Origin of the sequence: Bartonella sp. CL63NXGY (assembly GCF_042194905.1) — a bacterium.
Classification (GTDB): domain Bacteria; phylum Pseudomonadota; class Alphaproteobacteria; order Rhizobiales; family Rhizobiaceae; genus Bartonella.
In genome coordinates this window covers 1-16,901 of the sequence record NZ_JBHINK010000011.1, presented here as the reverse complement: position 1 = coordinate 16,901, position 16,901 = coordinate 1, and the positions used below count along the sequence as shown (strand labels likewise).

The following is a 16,901-nucleotide window of genomic DNA, read 5'->3' as shown; positions in this document are numbered from 1 at the left end:
ATGTACCGTAATTTCTTTTGCCCTAATAGTATCACCTTAAAAAATAAATATGGAATAAACGACTATAAAAAATTAAAAGTGCAATGTGCCCATGATACAACAAAAGCAATCATTCATCTACGCCAAGAAGCGCCACCGCAAAAACTAACTTCCACATATCTCCAATATATTCATCACACCCTATTTAAAAATACTTTTGAATGGGCCGGACAAACACGCGAAAAACCATTTACATTTGAAGATGGTACCGTTGCTTATATGCCAATGATGAAAAAAGCTGGGATTTCTTTTGCCTCAGCAAAACAGATACAAGAGGGACTAGAAAATTTAGATAAAATACTTGCTGAAACGAATAGTTTAAAAGGCTTAACCCGCGAAACATTTATTGAACATGTCACTGAAATGTTGATACAGCTCAACTATACGCATCCCTTCAGAGAAGGTAATGGACGCACACAACGAATGTTTTTTGAAAAACTTGGGCAAGTTGCTGGCCACACACTCGACTTTTCTCTTGTAACAGAAAAACGCATGAATCTTGCCAGCATTGCATCGCTAAAACATAACGATAAAGAAGAGATGAAGCATCTGCTTGAGGATATCTCAAATCCAGAAAAAATACTTATTTTAAAAGAATTCATGGACAATATGAAACATATCGGATTTGAGAGTCTTCATAATCATCTTATTATAACAGCAAAAGAAGGTCATACCTATAAAGGCTTCTACAGAGGCAGTGGACCCAATGGCTTCATGCTTGATGCCAACGGGATTTTCATCTTGGGAAATAAAAAAGATCTCACCCCAGAGCAAATACAGACATTAAAAATCGGTGACGCCCTCTCCTTTACAGCACCAAAAATTCAAAACCAGCAAGAAGTGCTTATCCCCGCACAAACAATAGCCCCCCTTACCAGCAATGAAATTGCCACAAGGATAAAAAACAACGCATCCATTCAAGCAAGAAGAAAAGAAATAGAAACTTTGTGCCAAATCATTTATGGCAATCGTCATATTTTGCAGGAAAGAATTGAGATGATCCATGAAAATCATACTGAAGGAGAACAGCTCACCTATCAAATTACCACCTCTCCCCAATCTATTTCTAAGCTTTCTGGTAGCAATGTATTTGGCATAAAAAACAACGCGCGTGCCCATGCTGAAGCAAATATTTTGCCCCTCTGTAGAGCCATTGATCGTTATATCAATATTTTTAAACAAACAGAAAGAGACATTCTCCATACCCATCATGAAAAACAAAGGCGGTGTGAACAGTCGGTAAAAATTCCTGAGGCTTGGATGAAAAATCTCTTTTCCTTGTCAAAAGCACAACAGCAAGAAACTTTATCAAACTCTCCTGAATTAAGGGGGGAGATAAGGACTTATATCAAAAAAATCAATGAGCGCTTATCCTCAAGCGAGCATGAAGCTATAAAGGAAAATAATCCTGAAAAACTTGCGAAGAGTCTTGGTACATCAACCGTTAAAGCAAAAGAGATTATGGAAATAATCAAGCAGATAAAAGAGATAGAACAGCATATACAACCCATGTATTTTTATAACCATAAATTCGATGAGCGCTTAGCACCAAACCAGTATCAATCTATCCAGCATCAATCTATAAAGAAAAATAATGAAAAAAAATGTTCCAACACTCTCGATAAAGAAGCAATTAAAGTGCAAAAAATGACAGAAAACGTCAATCAGAGTCCTAAAAGACAAGAAAATATTCAACCTCACAAAACAGAGCACGCAAAAGCGATGGCAATGAATATCTAAAAGGTTCATAAACTTTAACTTTTTTACCCTCTCTGGTGAAAATGATAGCCTTTACCCCCCCCTGCCTTCATCGGCAAATCAATCGACCTCAACGAGAATGGAAACCATGAGAGAGCAATTTTATCTTATTTTCTCAGATTTTATCCTCATCAACTGTGAAAAGAAACCTAAACAGGAAAAATAAAAGGATCAATCATTTTTGAAAATGATAATGAATCACTTTCATTACCTGTCGTGCTAAAAACAGACAAAATGCTGTTGAAAGATCACGTCTTCCTATCCTTTTGTTTATGTAATCTCTAAAACGAAAAGGCAGCCAAATTTGGAGAGAACATAAAGCCGTAAAAGTGAAAACCAATCACCAGCTTTACCATCCCCTTTTAGCTCAACCTTACGACTTTTTAAAACATCTAAAGCGCTGTTTTTTAAATAATGGAAATTGCACATTGTTTCATGCTTTTATTTTATTTGCGTTCTTTAAATAGGGTCATGCCCCTCACGTAAAACAGTACGGTATTGGGTTGCATTATTCACGACATCAAAACATAAAGAGAAATTATCATTATATATCCTTATATGTCCCTTAAAACTGTTATGATATTTCTCCCATATTTCAGTTTGAAAAAGAAATTTTAATTATTTTATGGCAACAATAAAAATTTTAATGCAACAGTAAACAAGGAGCATAAAAAAGTCTTCAAGCACCATTGTTGACAGAGAGATAAACACCGTCGTAAAACGCTTTCCAAAAGTATCCTTGATTAGGATAGAGATCAGATTTTTACGATTTAAAACGGTTTATTTCTCCTGTCATCGCTTCTCTTTTACAACAAAGTTGATATATCTTTATGACATTGATTAAAAAAATTGCAACAGTTGCTTCCGGAACCCTTATGAGCCGTATTTTTGGCTTCGTACGCGAAATGCTTATGGCAGCAGCCCTAGGGACAGGTCCTGTTTCTGATGCCTTTAACGCTGCTTTTCGTTTTCCCAACACATTTCGTCGTTTTTTTGCTGAAGGTGCCTTTAACGCTGCTTTCATTCCTCTTTTTGCAAAAAAAATCACTGAAGAAGGTCACGAAACGGCATGCAAATTTGCAGAAGAAGTCTTTGGCGTTCTCTTTTCGCTGCTCTTACTGTTAACGATTGCGATGGAACTGAGTATGCCTTTTTTGGTACGAACCATTATTGCCCCAGGTTTTACCGAAGATGCAACAAAATTTAACGCTACCATTCACTTTACTGCAATCATGTTTCCCTATTTAACCTGCATGTCGCTTGCTGCCATGATGGGGGGCATGCTTAATGCGCTGCGACGCTATTTTATTGCCGCCATTGCCCCACTCTTTTTAAACATTATTCTGATTGGTGTGCTTGCCTATGCTTGGATCTATAAACTTGACGCTTGGCATATCGGCTTAAATCTCTCTTGGGGTGTATTAGCAGCAGGGCTTCTTCAACTCACCTTAATTGCCCTTGCTTTGCGTCAAAGTGGAATGAAAATTTCCTTCCGCCAGCCCCATTTAAGTCCTAATGTTCGCAAGCTATTAACTTTAGCATTCCCAGCAGCCATTACGGGTGGCATCACACAAATCAATTTGCTCATTAATACCAACATTGCTTCTAGCCAATCGGGTGCTGTCTCTTCTTTGATGTACGCTGATCGTCTTTACCAATTGCCTTTAGGCGTAATCGCCATTGCCGTTGCAACCGTTCTTTTACCAGAATTAACACGCGCTTTGCGGAGCAAAAAGCATAAAGAAACCCACCATTTACAAAATCGCTCTATTGAATTAACATTGTTGTTAACACTTCCAGCATCCATTGCTTTTTTGCTGCTCTCCACTCCCATTGTCAGTTTGCTCTTTGAGCGAGGACAATTTACCAGTCAATCAACACACCATGTTGCACAATTACTAGAACTTTATGGATTAGGACTTCCAGCTTTTGTTCTTATTAAGGTCTTTATTCCTAATTTTTTTGCCCATGAAGATACCAAAACACCGATGATTTTTACAGGTATTTGCGTTTTCATCAATATCAGTCTCGCCTTAACATTATTTCCTATTCTATCTGCACGAGGCATTGTTATTGCTGAAATTACCTCTGGATGGGCCAACACCCTGTTGCTGTGGAGTGTCCTTATCAAACGCGGTTATTGGAAATACGACTTCCAACTGATAAAGCGAATATTATGTCTCATGATGGCAACTCTTTTGAGTGCACTAGCCCTCTATTACGGATTGAATGTGTGTGTTTTTTTGTCTTTTCCTTTATCCTCACAAGCATCATTTTTCTTGCGCGCGATCACCTTAGCTGGGATCATGATTGGCATATTTTTGATCTATTTTAGTGCCTATTTTTTATTCAACACCCGTTCCTTTTTTCACACGCTTAAAAATTTGAAAAAACGCTCATAATATCTATACTTTGTCAAAAAAAATAAAATGAATAACCTTAATTGAAGAAAGAGCACTCCTATGGATACCTTCACACCACTTGTCTTTTCCGGCGTACAACCGAGTGGTCATTTACATCTTGGCAATTATCTTGGAGCCATTCAGCGTTGGGTTGAACTGCAAAACTCTCATCACTGCCTCTATTGTGTTGTGGATATGCATGCGCTCACAGTCAACCCAGATCCCCTTACTTTACGCGAATCCACCAAAACAGTGACAGCAGCCTTTTTAGCCTCCGGTATTGATCCTCAAAAACACATTATTTTTAACCAATCACGTGTTTTTCAACATGCTGAACTCGCCTGGATTTTTAATTGTGTTGCCCGTATTGGCTGGCTTCAACGCATGACACAATTTAAAGATAAAGCAGGAAAAGATCGCGAAAAAGCATCCCTAGGGCTTTTTGCCTATCCCACTTTGATGGCCGCTGATATTTTAGTCTATCGTGCAACGCATGTTCCAGTAGGCGAAGATCAAAAACAGCATGTTGAACTCACACGCGATATTGCACAAAAATTTAACAACGACTATGCACAGCGTATTGCCGAATTAAATTTTGGTATCTCTATGCAAACAGATGAAGAAAAAAGACAAGGCTTTTTTCCCCTCCCAGAGGCGCTTATTGGAACAACAGCCACACGCGTTATGTCTTTGCGCGATGGGACGAAAAAAATGTCAAAATCAGATCCTTCAGATTTTTCACGCATTAATTTGACCGATGATGCTGATCTTATCGCAAAAAAAATACGCAAAGCCAAAACGGATTCGGCTCCTCTTCCCGATACCCTCACCGCTTTAAAAGAACGACCAGAAGTGGACAACCTGCTTGGTATTTATGCTGCCTTTGCCAAAGTTAGCAAAGAAAAGATTCTTTCAGAATTTTCTGGTCAACAATTTTCGCATTTTAAAACAGCTCTAGCCGACCTTGTTGTCCATAAGCTTGCCCCTATAACAGAAGAATTACGTCGACTTCATCAAGAAAGTGATTATATCGACTCTGTTTTGCATGATGGCGCTAAACGTGCTAGTATGCTCGCAGAAGAAAATATGAAAAAAATTCGTGAAATTATTGGATTTTTGCACGATACATAAAAATAATAAAACTAAAAACTGTAGAGAGCAAAAAAAATCGTTTGTACAAAATAGAGAAAGTGCATGATTTCCAAACCCAAAAATCCGAAAAAAGAACCAAAGAAAAAAAACTTAGTCATTATCGATGAAACACCAGAGTGTCGGCGTGCCGTTGCGTTTGCCGCACAACATGCCCAAAACACCAGTAGAACATTGGTATTACTTTGTGTCGTTGATAGTGTAGAATTTCAACATTTTCTGGGTGTAAACAACGTTATGCGCACAGAATCAAAGCAAAGTGCTCATAAAATATTAGGAGACATTGCCAGTGAAGTCCGCACCACCCATGCGCTTGAAACAGAAATAGTGGTGCGAGAAGGAAAAAAAATTGATGAGATTTCCAAACTGATCGACGAAGATAAAAGGATTGCACTAATTGTTTTAGCAGCCAGTGGACATACAGAAGGACCAGGACCCCTTGTTCAATTAATCGGGAATAAAGGAACAGCTTTTTCAATCCCTGTCATTGTTATTCCTAGCAATCTTGCCGATGAAGATATTAGATCTATTGCCTAAAAAATATAATATTCTACAATGTAAGATCTTCCCAATCCTTCATTATAAAAGGAGAATCTATGTTTATTCAAACTGAAACCACCCCAAACCCTGCAACTCTTAAATTCTTGCCAGGACGCGTGGTTCTTTCTGAGGGCGTATTAGAATTTCGTGACCCTGAAGAAGCAGCTAAAAACTCACCTTTGGCGGCTAAACTGTTTAATATTCCCAATATCAATGGTGTTTTTTTAGGCTATGATTTTATCACCGTAAGCAAAAAAGAAGGGGAATGGCAACATCTCAAGCCCGTCATTTTAGGCACAATCATGGAACATTTTCTATCCAATGAGCCAGTGATCACCACCAACGCTACAACACAAGCACAAACCCATGCCCTTAACGAAGAATTTTATGACGAAAAAGATGCTGATATTGTCTTAACCATTAAAGATCTGCTTGAAACGCGTATCCGCCCAGCGGTTGCCAATGATGGTGGAGACATTACTTTTCGCGGATTTGAAAATGGTATTGTTTATCTCAATATGCGGGGCTCCTGCGCTGGATGTCCCTCTTCAACGGCAACTCTCAAACATGGTATTGAAAACCTTTTACGTCATTTTATCCCTGAAGTTTTAGGCGTTGAAGCCATGCCACAATAAATATTGACCTCAATAGATAAAATAACCACACCGATTGCCCCTCTTCAACAGCGCTCAAACATGGAATGTAAAGATCTTACGTCATTTTATTCCTGAAATTTTAGAAGTAAGCTATGCAGCCATAAAGATAGAGTACTGTTAAAAAAATCTGTCCAATAATGATACCTTCACTCACCTTTCACCTCCACATATGCCTTAAAAAGATTTCAAAGCCCCCTTTAAGAAGCATAAGTTATTTCAACAAACCAATCGTACACAGAAGTACAATGCATGGGTGTGCACTTTAAATTTATTTTGTTTTATAATCTTGTCATGCAATTTTAACGAGGAAAACACGACCTCGTTAAAAAAAAGAAAACCCAAAAAAGAAAACCCAAAAAAGAAAACATTGTAAGATAGAGTGCTCATTTGCTCTATCTTTCTCAGTGCTTCCAACGACAAATCACGCAAAATACTCCTTGTAGCAAGCCGGCACCATCATCATATCTGCCAGCCCCTAATGATGCGACAGCTCTTTCATTAAGACGATTCATAAGAGTCATTTTAATCCTTTCTTTCCTCATTTTTACCCACACGCCAGCCCCGCTTGTGGTGTGCAAGCAAGTGATTTTAATTGATTCAACATGGAACAGATTTGAAATGAGAGAATCCCACGTTATTCGGGGTTCTAATTCAATATGAATAACGCTAATTTACTATTATAAATCAATATGTTGTTTCAGCCACTCGACAAAGATCACATTTTGCAACTTGCAATGAGAATTCTGACATTCTTCTTATTTCAATTCTGTTTTTATTGCATCAATCAAAATCGTCCGCTTACACAGCACAAACTGGATAATAACAAAAACTATTTTTAATAGCTCTTATGTACACTTTTATAAGAGACTGTTGCAGTACTAAGAGCTGGAAAATGCATGGCAATAAGACCTTATCAAGATCATAGCGTCCTTTTTCCATTCTTAAAATCAAGAATTCCCCCCCTATCATTTTCAATCTCATTTCCATAAACATGACGCAAAAATATAACTACCTGTAAAAAATAAATACATTGAAGCCAGATCTATTATGGTTGTTTGAAAAATTATCTGATACAAAAAATGAGAATATTTTTTCAATTCAGCAGGAATAAGTTTGTCTACTTTACGGTATTGTTCTTCTCATAAAGCGCATACTTTTATTGTTGCTTGTGAGTCAACATCCAGTCCCCCATACCGCATATTAAAAGAAAAAGACAGAGTCGCTATTTCTCTGCGATACATGGCTTTGCAATAAAGGAAAACATATTGCTTCTATCTGATTGGTGTAATCTATGAAACAAGAAAAGAAGCCACTGGAGGAAAATATGCCCAATTAGAGAAGAATGTAAAAATAGAAAACCAACGAAATCCAAAAACAATTGCAAGAGGACAAATGCTTAAACTTTTTTCACAAACTCCGACTTTAAACTCATCTGACCAATCCCTGGAATTTTGCAATCAATATTATGATCTCCATCCACCAAGCGAATATTCTTTACCTTAGTACCACCTTTTAAAACAGATGAAGCGCCTTTTACTTTCAGATCTTTTATCACCATAACGGTATCTCCGTTTGTTAAAATCTGACCATTGGCATCATAAACAGTATTGACAAGAACCGTATCATCGTTTTTTTGCGGCCATTCATGTGCGCATTCAGGACACACAAAATTTTCACCATCTTCATAAGTATAAAGACAATCACAACGAGGACATTTGGGATATTGGGTCATAAATTCCCCTTATTAAAAGAAAAATCATTCATTATGACTGGTCATAAAGCAAGAAGTGCTTATTGTCCATTATTTTAGAAAAACATTTCCCTTTGTTTCAATCCTCATCTGCCAACTGTGTTCATGAATGCTATCATCACACACCATACATGAGTTTATAAAAATGATTGATCATTATATAACTTAAATGAGCCCCCGCATATCATAAAATTTACTCACTTCATTCTCTCTAATAAATTAATCAAAATCATTTTCTTACACATCAGCAATGCAATTAACGAATGAATAAAAAACTATTAGAAAAGGAACATCTCTGAATAAAAACGCTTCCAAAGAGCTAAAAACTGAGAAACAAGAAAATGATAGCCTCAACTTGACCTTTTATTTAAGTAAAGCATTCATAATGTTAGAGAACAAACTAATTTATGATCATAGTTAATGGTTTTGTATATTGAATGAGAGCCGATAAATAAGCTGAGATTCTCTCAACCCCTTTTACATTGAAACAACCAAAGCCTTTTGTTTGCATGTTACAAGTAGGAAAATCCGTGTAAAACGATTATCCAAAATACTAAACACTCTCAAATATAAGAGCCAACATTGAAAGCGGGCAAAGTGAATGATGGTGCCGTCTTACTCTCTCATAAGCGTAAAAATGATGCTGCTCAATGGATGGCCGGTTATCCCTTTCAAAGCAACACGCATAAGATGCGTTTTTAGCGTCTTGAGAGAGAAGCTTCTTTAAAACAAACATATGAAATGTGCAACAATGATCGTATTTTGTTTTGTATGAGAAACATTCCCCTATTAAACAAAAATTTCTATCAAGCCATTGAGCAAACCCATTGGACATAAATGCTCCGATTATGCTCGATTATAATTTCCTACAGCATTTAGTTTTAAGAATCCGGCAGTTTTAGGAATCCGATTGATATGTAAGAGAGGAAAAAACAAGTCTCGCCTAAAAATAGAGTTAAGCTCTGGCTTATGGCACATAAAATCACGCCCCTAAAATCACATCCATGTGATCAATCATCATACCTTTACAAAAAAACATTCCAATGATCTTAGGTGATAATATCAGGACGATCTCGCCCCAATGCTTGTTGTATGTTTAACAGTTTTAGTGCCACCTGTTGCAAAGGTTGGAGAACTTCTTGCGGATTAAAATTGTGTTTGCGCGGATCACTTTCATACTGTTCAAAATAAAGTCGTAAAGTAGCACCTAGCGTCCCTGTTCCCGACAAACGAACCACCAACCGTGCTCCATTCTCGAAAAAAATACGGATACCTTGCCGCGTGCTAACGCTCTGATCAACAGGATCATGATATGTAAAATCATCTGCTTTTTTGACGAAAAATCCAGCAATTTCAGTTCCTGCATGTGGTAAGTGCGCACGCAAATACTCTAGTAATGCCAAAGCTTTATCTGCTTCGACTTCTTCATAATCATGCCGTAACGTGTAAAAACGCCCATAGGTGGACCAATGCTGTTGAACAATCTGTGCGACAGTTTTTTCTGTTACCGCTAAAAGATTTAACCAAAATAGGACAGCCCATAAACCATCTTTTTCGCGGATGTGATGAGAGCCCGTTCCAAAGCTTTCTTCACCACAAAAGGTTACTTTCCCCGCATCCAAAAGGGTTCCAAAAAACTTCCATCCCGTTGGCGTTTCAAAAAAGTTTAATCCGTGTTTTTCCGCAACTAAATCAGCAGCACGCCCCGTTGGCATAGAACGCGCTATCCCCACAACACCTTTTCGATATCCTTTAATAAGGTGTGCATGTTCAGCCATAATAGCCAAAGAATCCGAAGGCGAGACAAATTGCCCACGACCAATAATGAGGTTACGATCTCCATCACCATCAGAGGCTGCGCCAAGATCTGGTCCTTGCTCTGACATCAATAAATCATAAAGAGCCTTGGCATAAACCAAATTGGGATCTGGATGACCGCCTCCAAAATCTGGCAAAGGAATACCATTAACCACTGTCCCTTCAGAAAATCCTAAGCATTTTTCAAAAATTTCATGAGCATAAGGCCCTGTTACCGCATGCATGGCATCAAACCGTAAAGTAAGACCTCGAGCAACGGCCTTAGCAATACAGTCAAAATCAAAAAGCTCCTGCATCAAAGCAACATAATCAGTGACAGGATCGATAATATCAATCCGCATGGCTCCCATAAAGACCGTACCTTGCCTATCTAAATCAATATCTGGTGCTTCAAGAATTTTATAAAAGGAAAGACGTTGCGATGTTGCAAAAATAGCATCACATAAAGAATTAGGAGCCGGTCCACCATTGGAAACATTGTATTTGATACCACAATCTCCCTCTGGACCACCAGGATTATGGCTTGCAGAAAGAATAAGTCCACCATGGGCATGAGTTTTACGAATAAGATGCGAAACAGCAGGTGTAGAAAGAATACCGCCCCTTCCCATTTTAATACAAGAAACACCATGCGCCGCCGCCATCTTCAACACAATCTGAAGAAGAGTACGATTAAAAGTGCGCCCATCTCCCCCAAGAATCAACATTTTTCCTTCAAGAGGCCCAATGTTATCAAAAAGAGACTGTATAAAGTTTTCTACATAATGGGGTTGTTGAAAAACAGACACTTTTTTGCGCAAACCAGACGTTCCCGGTTTTTGCCCCTCAAAAGCCGTGGTTAAAACTGTCTTTATGGTCATATCAATACCTTTATATGATTTCCTATAATTTTAAGGTGAAGAGTATCCAAAGTCGACCATTAATTCTACTTGACGGAAGTGTGAAATATTTGCACACTCGTTAGAAGTAAGAATTTTTAAAGAAGCCCTTTTGTTTAAAACGCTTTTTGCCATATGTTTTTAAATACGAAGGCTGTTTTAAAACAAAATTTTCGTAAAAGAATACAGGAGCATCATGATGATGAAAAAAACAGTTCCCAATGTAACATTCCACACACGCGTACGCGATGAATCAATGGCTGGAGACAATCCTTATCGGTGGCAAGAAGTTAACAGCGATGCTTACTTTAAAGGAAAGCGTGTTATTCTTTTTTCTCTTCCTGGAGCTTTTACCCCTACTTGCTCAACCTTTCAGCTGCCTGATTTTGAAAAACTCTATGATGAATTTAAACAAGCGGGTATTGATGAAATTTATTGCCTTTCCGTCAATGATGCTTTTGTCATGAATGCTTGGGGAAAAGCACAAAATATCAAAAACGTGAAATTAATTCCCGATGGCTCTGGTGAATTCACACGCAAAATGGGTATGCTGGTTGCAAAAGACAATGTTGGTTTCGGCATGCGATCATGGCGCTATGCAGCTGTTATTAATGATGGTGTGGTTGAACAATGGTTCGAAGAAGCAGGTTTTTCAGATAATTGTGCAACAGATCCTTATGAAGTTTCTTCACCACAACATGTTTTAGAAGCCTTGAAAAGCTAATTCCCCCAATCGTCTATTTAAACAAAATTTTACGACACAAATTTCCTGAGGAGGAAGATTTGTGTCGTTTACTTTTTACAACATCTATTCGTGAAAACAGACACGATAAGTTGATTGTGCGCCTTCTGTGAGAAAATATTACAGCAATAATTTTTTCAATAAATATTTCATGCTTTAACGGCTTTGAAAAAACTTGAAAAATTGCTGATGAAAAATCTGGATCCGTTGTGGGGCTAAAAAATCAAAGAGTTAAAAGCTGTTGCACGCTATCAAAAAATGGGGATGCAATTGCCAAATGCGCAAATTCATGCAAAACTCTCTCAGAAACATCAAGGACTAACGTATTGATGAAATATGCAAGATCAATGCTAAATTTCTCATACTGAGAAAAACTTTGTATCGAACAATACTTTGATTTATAAAGATAATTTATAATTTTGCATATTGAATGAGAGGAGCCGAATATCATAAAATTGTTTTATTTTATCCCTTCTTATATTGAATCCCTTAAAACTATTTTCTTGCTCATTAGCAAGTGGGATTGGCATATGAATAAACGATTAAAAAGAGTAAAAATACCTCTCGTAAACGCGCCAAAATACAAGAGCTATGAACATCATTACTGCAAAGTTTACAAAAGTATCAAGAAAGAAAATACAGATCAAACATTTGTTTGAAGAGGTGCACAGTTCAAATTAACTTATGTCTCATAAAAAGAAGAAAATATGGCATAAAAACCGCTCTGCATAAAGAACCATTCATGGAGAATATTAAATCAAAACAGATCCCGCAAACATTCCAATTCACATACCATAAACAGACTCATTGCTGTTCTCATGGCCATTTATTCTAAGCTTTTATTTTTCTCTAAGAGAAAAACGGTTAAAGGAGTTGTTTATTCGGGTATTCTACCGTAAAGTGTGCTTCTATCTCTTCCTCTTCATCGAACTCAAAATCTTCATCACATTCAGGAAGACCAAAAATATCTGGATTGATGAAATAACAATCTTTTTTTGTCCCCTTCGCTACAATTTTATTCTTTTCTAATTCTTTGATACCTTCTTTAAAACTTTCAAAATTAAGATATTCTGGTTCTTGAATTGAAAGATCACAAGTCAAAAATTCCTCAAGAATATCATGATCCAATGTTATCTGATCAAACCATAAATCCACATCATCCCCCTCATCTAACATTTTCCCTATCTGCCACAACATCACAAAAAATGCTTTCATACCACTAAATGATAGCCCAAAAATCATACGCCGACATGACGAGGCGCCTGAAAAGGTAATTTGCGGAAGATCTTCAAATCCGAAATTTGAAGGAGGAAGTTTAAATGACTTTCCAATATTCTCAGGTCTTTCAAGAATAAAGGGATTTCGTTCATAGAGCAGAGTAAAATCATATTGGACCATTTTCATTTCTCCATTAAAGAGTTGATTTTATGAAATAATACATATTATCAGTAAGTTACCATTATGGCAGCTTACAATTCATCCAAACATGCTCCTGTAAAAAATTGTTCGATTTAAGTCATTCCATTGTTTTTTGAAGCTTAAAAAGTCTTTTAGGATAAAACGCTCTAGTTCTCCCTCCTTTTGCAATAAGACTAGATTTTGTAATGTCCAAGAAGAGAACATCAAAGGATTTGATGCTCATAGATGAGAATTCAAAGATGAAGCCAATATGAACTTGTCAATATTTTTATAAACTTTTGCAGAAGCGTTACGTGAAACCCTTTAATTTTCTCAGAGTTTTTTCTTCGTTAAAATTTTTTTGCTCATCTTAACGCATTATCATTGCATCCTCAGAAGGGCACATTTTATAGCAAATAGCGCTTATTTACCTCTTTAAAAATCTCTCTTTTATTCCGCACGCACTCCAAAAACTCGATTTTGAACGCGTGCGTCAGCACGTGTAAACGAGCAAAGTACAAATTTAAAAAATTGAGTTTCAAATTTCCAAAATATTTCGAACAATCACTTGTATAAAGACTTTTACCATTATCATTTTTGGGCTGCTAAAATATCCTGTACCGTTTTGACCAATTGATCTTCATCAACCGTCACTTGTGCTGGTCGACTTTCACGCCATGTTTGATTATCCTTAATTTCATGAGATAACCGCGCCCCTTCAATCAAATCTTTGATCTGTATTTTTCCACTCTCACGTTCTTGTGAGCCTTGGATAACCACACAAGGCGCTTGGCGTCGATCTGCATATTTCATCTGCGCTTTTATCCCCGATGCCCCCAAATAGAGCTCAGCACGAATTCCGGCACCACGCAACTGCATCACCATTTTTTGATAACCAGCAACCGCCTCTGGCTCTTTATCCATCATCAGCACAACAACCGGCCCTGTTGACTCTTTCATAGGCAACTTTCCAAGATTTTGCAAAGCAGCGATCAAGCGTGAGACCCCGATTGAAAAACCTGTTGCTGGAATGTTTTCACCACGAAAGCGTGCCACCAATCCATCATAGCGCCCACCACCACCAACGGAGCCAAAAACAACTTTCTGCCCATCATCATTGAAAACATCAAAAAGCAACGTAGCCTCAAAAACAGGACCTGTATAATAATCCAGTCCACGCACCACCGATGGATCAATCTTGATACGATTCTGAATGCCATTTGCGACAAAAATTGCTTGCATTTCCTCAAGCTCACGAATTCCCTCACGCCCTTGAACATGATCACCAACCACTTCTTTAAGAACCTCAAGCGTTTCTTCTGCTGTTTCAGCTCCAGCAACAGTTAAGGTAAGAATACACTCAATCTCTTTATCCTTAAGCTCCGCCCCTTTTGTAAAGTCACCACTTTCATCCAAACGCCCTTTTCCCAAAAGCAAACGCACCCCTTCAGAACCAAATTTATCCAGTTTATCAATTGCTCTTAAGACAGTTAAGCGCTTTTCAGCCTGCTCATTTCCCCCCAAACCAATTTTCTCTAAAACGCAATCGAGAATTTTTCTGTTGTTCAGACGAATGGCATATTCATGATGCTGAAACCCTAGTTTTTCCAAACTATCGGCTGCCATCATACAAATTTCGGCATCAGCTGCAACCGTTGGTGTTCCAACAATATCCGCATCAAACTGCATAAATTGCCGAAACCGCCCTGGACCTGGTTTTTCATTGCGAAAAACAAAGCCAAGACGATAACTGCGATAAGGCTTTGGCAAAACTTCAAAATTCTCGGCAAAATAACGAGCAAGAGGCGCGGTAAGATCATAGCGCAAAGACATCCATTGCTCATCATCATCTTGTAGCGAAAAAACGCCCGCATTTGGACGATCTGAATCCGGTAAAAACTTACCCAGCACATCTGTATATTCAAAAATTGGAGTTTCTAGTGCTTCAAAACCGTAAAGTTCATAAACTTCACGAATTTGCGCAATCATTGTTTCAGTTGCATACAACTGTGCACTTGTACGATCCACAAAACCACGGGGTAAACGGGCTTTGGTTTTTTCTTGTTTTGATGACATGTTTTTCTCTAACAACAATATATATATATTCACCGATAACGTGTGTCTATCTTATAGAAACAAACGCTGCAATAACTTTATCAACTGGAAACTGGTAACAATATGCATAAGCTTTTGCTTTTGAAGGATGTAAACCTTTACCCTTAAGGCAATCTACTGAAAATATTTGTACTTTCAATAGGAACATAGCCTCCCGCTCAACATGAAATGCCCGCTTAACATTCAATGAAAAGACATCCGCGCTTTTTGAACGAAACCACAAAGCAACTGTTGATTCTGGATAAATCGGAAACATCCCCCTCAAAAGCCCTCCCTCTCAAAATTCTTCAGATTTATTACAGATGCAAAAATCCTCAAGACATCAGTGTGCTTTGCGCTTGTTCTGCAAAATGATTGATAACATTTTTTAAATCAACAATATTTCGTCCAGCATCTGTAATAGAGCGTGATACAGAGGGAATAACATTCTGCCAAAGTCTTTGTGGAAATTGATTTGCTAATTGTGTCATTGTTCCACCTTGGGCGCCAATACCCGGAACGAGAAACAGACTATTGTTTAACTGCTCGATTGTGTCTTTTGATTCAGATCCTAATGTCGCTCCTATAACCGCACCTATGGGACCAATATTATGATGGAGAACCGGAGACTGAGAATTATAATCACAAATACACTGTGCTAGATGAAGAGAGAGTGTCTGATCTCCAATAAGCGCATTTCGTATTTGTTTCCCCTCTGGATTAGAAGACTGAACAACCACAAAAACTCCTGCTCCTGTTTCTTCTGCAACCTTTATCAGAGGAATAAGAGCATCAAAACCCAAAAAAGGATTAACTGTGATGGCATCAGCTTTGAACGCACTGCTTGGACCCAGCCAAGCTTTACCATAGGCTTCAGCAGTAGAGCCAATATCTCCCCTCTTTACATCCGCCAGAACCAATATGCCTTGTTCGTGTGCATTTTCAATCAGTTCTTTGAGAGCTTGAAGACCTTCCACACCATATAATTCAAAAAATGCGACTTGCGGCTTTATAATCCCCACTTTACCCACAACCGCTGTTAAGAGGATATCACAAAAATCTTTTAGACCTTTATAATCAAAGCTTAGTTTCCACGATTGCAAAACTTTATGGCTCGGATCAAAGCCAATACAAAGAGGTCCATAGATTTCACGATTTTTAAAAAAAGTTGAACGAAACATTTTATATCCTAACAAGGTCTCTCTTTAAACTTTTTGATACAATCAAAAAGAAAACCATTTGTCAAAAGAATACAATAGCGAAAACACAAAGAAAGAGCTCTCTATACAAAATGTGCTTTTATTTATGAAACATAAATATATTCCCATTCGTAACGCTTATCATATGTTTATCGACCAAGACATTGTCATGAGATAAAAATTCAAATTTATGAAAGAATATAAACAAAAAAGCATCCATATTATTATGACCTCATAAAGCCCTATAGGCGTACCTTGTCATTTTCACACCCTTTTTTATGATCAACAAAAACTCTCTATGAACGCGTTTTAAACAAAAGTTTCAAAAGAAAATGCCCCACCATGATGATCTCGATCTTAACTTTAGATCTTTCCTATTCCTTTTTAGCGGCTCTTTATCCCTTTTGGAACATAATTTGCAAAAAGGCATTGTATCTCCAGCATATTCAAGGAGATAAAACATGGAAACTCGCATTCC

The 16,901-nt window shown here is 37.7% G+C and carries 13 protein-coding genes and 1 pseudogene; 6 read left to right on the top strand and 8 right to left on the bottom strand.

The window, feature by feature from the left end; all coding sequences use genetic code 11:
• Positions 1-1,779: a BID domain-containing T4SS effector gene (locus ACFIK0_RS06590; protein ID WP_375643580.1), complete on the top strand. Its 1,779-nt coding sequence runs from the start codon at positions 1-3 to the stop codon at positions 1,777-1,779.
• A 288-nt stretch (positions 1,780-2,067) separates the two neighbouring features.
• Here ACFIK0_RS06590 and ACFIK0_RS06585 read toward each other — a convergent pair whose 3' ends face one another.
• Positions 2,068-2,226: a hypothetical protein gene (locus tag ACFIK0_RS06585; protein WP_375631323.1), complete on the bottom strand. Its 159-nt coding sequence runs from the start codon at positions 2,224-2,226 to the stop codon at positions 2,068-2,070.
• Positions 2,227-2,627: 401 nt separating this feature from the next.
• On the opposite strand from ACFIK0_RS06585, the gene murJ reads away from it, so the two are divergent.
• The 4 genes from murJ to ACFIK0_RS06565 all read left to right on the top strand — a co-directional run bounded on the left by murJ (position 2,628) and on the right by ACFIK0_RS06565 (position 6,523).
• Positions 2,628-4,199, top strand: coding sequence for a murein biosynthesis integral membrane protein MurJ (gene murJ / locus ACFIK0_RS06580; protein ID WP_375637751.1), 1,572 nt, complete (start codon positions 2,628-2,630; stop codon positions 4,197-4,199).
• 60 nt (positions 4,200-4,259) lie between these two features.
• Positions 4,260-5,330: a tryptophan--tRNA ligase gene (trpS, locus tag ACFIK0_RS06575; protein ID WP_375662732.1), complete on the top strand. Its 1,071-nt coding sequence runs from the start codon at positions 4,260-4,262 to the stop codon at positions 5,328-5,330.
• Between the two features lie 63 nt (positions 5,331-5,393).
• A complete protein-coding gene (locus ACFIK0_RS06570; RefSeq protein ID WP_273790942.1) occupies positions 5,394-5,885 on the top strand; it encodes a universal stress protein in 492 nt (163 codons plus the stop codon).
• 59 nt (positions 5,886-5,944) lie between these two features.
• Positions 5,945-6,523 (top strand): NifU family protein, encoded by a 579-nt coding sequence (locus ACFIK0_RS06565; RefSeq protein ID WP_273790941.1) that lies wholly within the window; start codon positions 5,945-5,947, stop codon positions 6,521-6,523.
• Positions 6,524-6,984: 461 nt separating this feature from the next.
• Here ACFIK0_RS06565 and ACFIK0_RS06560 read toward each other — a convergent pair.
• From ACFIK0_RS06560 to ACFIK0_RS06550, 3 genes and pseudogenes are all read right to left on the bottom strand, one after another.
• A pseudogene (locus ACFIK0_RS06560) lies at positions 6,985-7,065 on the bottom strand (DUF4102 domain-containing protein); the annotation flags it as partial.
• Positions 7,066-7,940: 875 nt separating this feature from the next.
• A complete protein-coding gene (locus ACFIK0_RS06555) occupies positions 7,941-8,276 on the bottom strand; it encodes a zinc ribbon domain-containing protein YjdM (RefSeq protein WP_375618296.1) in 336 nt (111 codons plus the stop codon).
• A gap of 1,067 nt (positions 8,277-9,343) precedes the next feature.
• Complete coding sequence (locus tag ACFIK0_RS06550; protein ID WP_375663677.1) at positions 9,344-10,972, bottom strand: alpha-D-glucose phosphate-specific phosphoglucomutase; 1,629 nt, start codon at positions 10,970-10,972, stop codon at positions 9,344-9,346.
• 217 nt (positions 10,973-11,189) lie between these two features.
• Here ACFIK0_RS06550 and ACFIK0_RS06545 point away from each other — a divergent pair, with 217 nt between their 5' ends.
• On the top strand, positions 11,190-11,714 hold the full coding sequence (locus ACFIK0_RS06545; protein ID WP_375631347.1) for a peroxiredoxin: 525 nt from the start codon (positions 11,190-11,192) through the stop codon (positions 11,712-11,714).
• Between the two features lie 882 nt (positions 11,715-12,596).
• Here ACFIK0_RS06545 and ACFIK0_RS06540 read toward each other — a convergent pair.
• The 4 genes from ACFIK0_RS06540 to pyrF all read right to left on the bottom strand — a co-directional run bounded on the left by ACFIK0_RS06540 (position 12,597) and on the right by pyrF (position 16,405).
• Positions 12,597-13,130 (bottom strand): replication protein, encoded by a 534-nt coding sequence (locus tag ACFIK0_RS06540; protein ID WP_375637754.1) that lies wholly within the window; start codon positions 13,128-13,130, stop codon positions 12,597-12,599.
• 591 nt (positions 13,131-13,721) lie between these two features.
• The gene (gene hisS / locus ACFIK0_RS06535; protein ID WP_375637755.1) at positions 13,722-15,206 is read right to left on the bottom strand and encodes a histidine--tRNA ligase; all 1,485 of its coding nucleotides are present in this window, start codon (positions 15,204-15,206) and stop codon (positions 13,722-13,724) included.
• A gap of 46 nt (positions 15,207-15,252) precedes the next feature.
• Entirely contained in the window at positions 15,253-15,510 is a 258-nt protein-coding gene (locus ACFIK0_RS06530) for a hypothetical protein (protein WP_375657838.1), read from the bottom strand.
• A 49-nt stretch (positions 15,511-15,559) separates the two neighbouring features.
• A complete protein-coding gene (gene pyrF / locus ACFIK0_RS06525) occupies positions 15,560-16,405 on the bottom strand; it encodes an orotidine-5'-phosphate decarboxylase (RefSeq protein WP_375663676.1) in 846 nt (281 codons plus the stop codon).
• Positions 16,406-16,901 lie beyond the last annotated feature (496 nt).